The organism is Polynucleobacter sp. 35-46-11 (assembly GCF_002281105.1).
In genome coordinates this window covers 1-2,260 of the sequence record NZ_NCFJ01000414.1, presented here as the reverse complement: position 1 = coordinate 2,260, position 2,260 = coordinate 1, and the positions used below count along the sequence as shown (strand labels likewise).

The following is a 2,260-nucleotide window of genomic DNA, read 5'->3' as shown; positions in this document are numbered from 1 at the left end:
TTATTTGGACCAGAAACTCCAGCGCTCTATGGCTCGGTTGGCAAGTCAATTGCGATCACAGCCAATCTCGCATGCTCACCTTGTGTCAGTGCCGCCAATCATCGTAAGACACCGTGCCATGACAATGTCTGTATGCAGGCCATCACTGTCACTCAGGTGCTGGAGAAGATGGTGCATCAACTCAATGAAGCTGATCAAGAGCGAGCACGCTAATTCGCATGACTGAGCAGCGCAAGTCGATTTTTGCAATTGCCTCGATTTGGGTTTGGTGCATCCCATTTCTGCCGCTTGGCCTAGCAATTGCTATTTATTTTGGTGAACTGCAAACCCCAACGTTTTTATTCATTAATCGCTATACCCAGATCCTGCCCGATACCCTATGGACCTGGCTTACTTTTATTGGCAATGGTTGGGGCATCTTTGCTTTGTGCTTCCCACTCTTAGTACTAGCGCCTCGATTACTCTGCGCTGGACTATTGGCCTCTCTGATTGGTGGCGCTTTTAGCCAAATCATTAAACCTTTTTTAGCCCTTCCCCGTCCTGCAGGCGTCTTAGCTTTAGAAGATTTCTATCGCATAGGCGAGCCTTTACTGCATAGGGCAATGCCATCAGGTCATACGATTACTGCTTTTGCAGTGGTTTCTGGAATCTACTTTGCCAGCGATCGAAATAACAGAACTTCCTTGTGGTGGATTTTTATCATTGCTGGCTTTGCTGGTATCTCTCGAAACGCGCTGGGCGCTCACTGGCTTACCGATGTCCTAGCGGGTTGCGCAATTGGACTATGGTCTGGAATGCTGGGGGCGGGATTAGCCAGGCTTATTCCAGAGACCAAACTAGCTGCCAATCAGATCGGGCCGCGCTTACTTGCCCTAGGTGGGCTTGCCACAATCTATGTACTTCTCACTCAAACTCTAGACTCAGAGCTCAATCAATCTTTGCAATATGCTTGCGTGGCATTAATCAGCATTACTTTGGCTTTATTTATTAAAGCGCAAAAACCTAGGGCCATATAAAGATGTTTAGTTATCGCCATGCTTTTCATGCGGGTAGCCATGCCGATATTCTGAAACATCTTGTGATGATTCAGCTGGTGGAATATCTACAAGAAAAACCAGGCGCCCTCACTATTGTTGACACCCATGCTGGTGCTGGTATCTATAGTCTGATTGACGGTTTTGCGGCAGTCAGCAAAGAAGCAGATCAAGGCATTTATCGCTTAGCCAAATTTGCAGAGACCAATCCCGTAAGTCCAGGCATTGCCAATTATCTCGAGTACATTCGAGCTGAGAATTCTGGCGATGAGATCACAATCTATCCCGGCTCCCCATTTATTTTGGCGCGCTTACTCAGAACACAAGACCGCTTGAAGCTCTTTGAATTACACCCAAAAGAGATTGATATCTTGCGCCACAATATCAGCGAGCTCAAACAATCAAGGCAAATTGATATCTATGCAGAGGATAGTTTTGCAAGATTAAAAGGATTGATGCCACCGCCCAGTAGGCGTGGACTTGTTTTGATTGACCCCTCTTACGAGGATAAGCAGGACTACCGTTATCTTGAAACGGCGATGGAGGAAGCACTACAACGCTTCGCTACTGGATGTTATGCAATCTGGTACCCATGCCTCTCCAGACGAGAATCAGCAGCCCTACCCGATCATATGAAAAAGATTGCGGCAGCCCATAAACGCTCTTGGTTACTTGTTGAGTTACGGGTTGAGAACGCACCTAAAGAACGTCGACTTCAGGCAAGCGGCATGTTCATCATCAACCCACCATGGACTCTAGAAAAGCAATTGGCTGAAAGTCTGCCTATTCTGGTTAAAGCGCTGGGGCAAGATAGTGGCGCTGGATTTGTATTAAAGAGTTTTGAGGCTTAAGCTTTAAACCTCAGGACCTTACTCCTGGACCTGAATCATCACTTCATTGCGACGCATAAAAGGTAAAGTCCAAGGCGGGTTGTAGCGGGCAAACTGAGGTTCACCGCTTGGCTTTAAATTCTTCAACTTAATCCACTCTCGTAATGCTTGGGTTTTTTCTTCTACCTTCTCTTGATTGTAAAAACCAGAGAAGATAATTACTGCCCTTTTTTCTGCGGGTACTTCTCTGATTTTGACTTGCGGATCCAATGGTTTTGGCAAGCTCGCTAAGGTGTACTCTGCAGGCATCACAAACGATACCGTCCATTGATTGCCCGCATTATCGGGGGATTTGCTACTCTCAATCCCTACGGGAGCAGTCATCGCAATCTTTGC

4 protein-coding genes are annotated in these 2,260 nt (G+C 46.7%); 3 read left to right on the top strand and 1 reads right to left on the bottom strand.

Annotated features, from left to right (window positions below):
* From B7Y67_RS15725 to B7Y67_RS15715, 3 genes are all read left to right on the top strand, one after another.
* The coding region (locus tag B7Y67_RS15725) for a glycosyltransferase family 9 protein (protein WP_367227295.1) at positions 1-213 on the top strand (213 nt) is incomplete at its 5' end.
* A 5-nt stretch (positions 214-218) separates the two neighbouring features.
* A complete protein-coding gene (locus tag B7Y67_RS15720; RefSeq protein WP_293599443.1) occupies positions 219-1,016 on the top strand; it encodes a phosphatase PAP2 family protein in 798 nt (265 codons plus the stop codon).
* A gap of 2 nt (positions 1,017-1,018) precedes the next feature.
* The gene (locus B7Y67_RS15715) at positions 1,019-1,885 is read left to right on the top strand and encodes a 23S rRNA (adenine(2030)-N(6))-methyltransferase RlmJ (protein ID WP_293599442.1); all 867 of its coding nucleotides are present in this window, start codon (positions 1,019-1,021) and stop codon (positions 1,883-1,885) included.
* 18 nt (positions 1,886-1,903) lie between these two features.
* On the opposite strand, the gene B7Y67_RS15710 is transcribed toward B7Y67_RS15715, so the two are convergent.
* Positions 1,904-2,260, bottom strand: a 357-nt coding sequence (locus B7Y67_RS15710) for a heme-binding protein (protein WP_293599441.1), incomplete at its 5' end; no start/stop codon positions are given.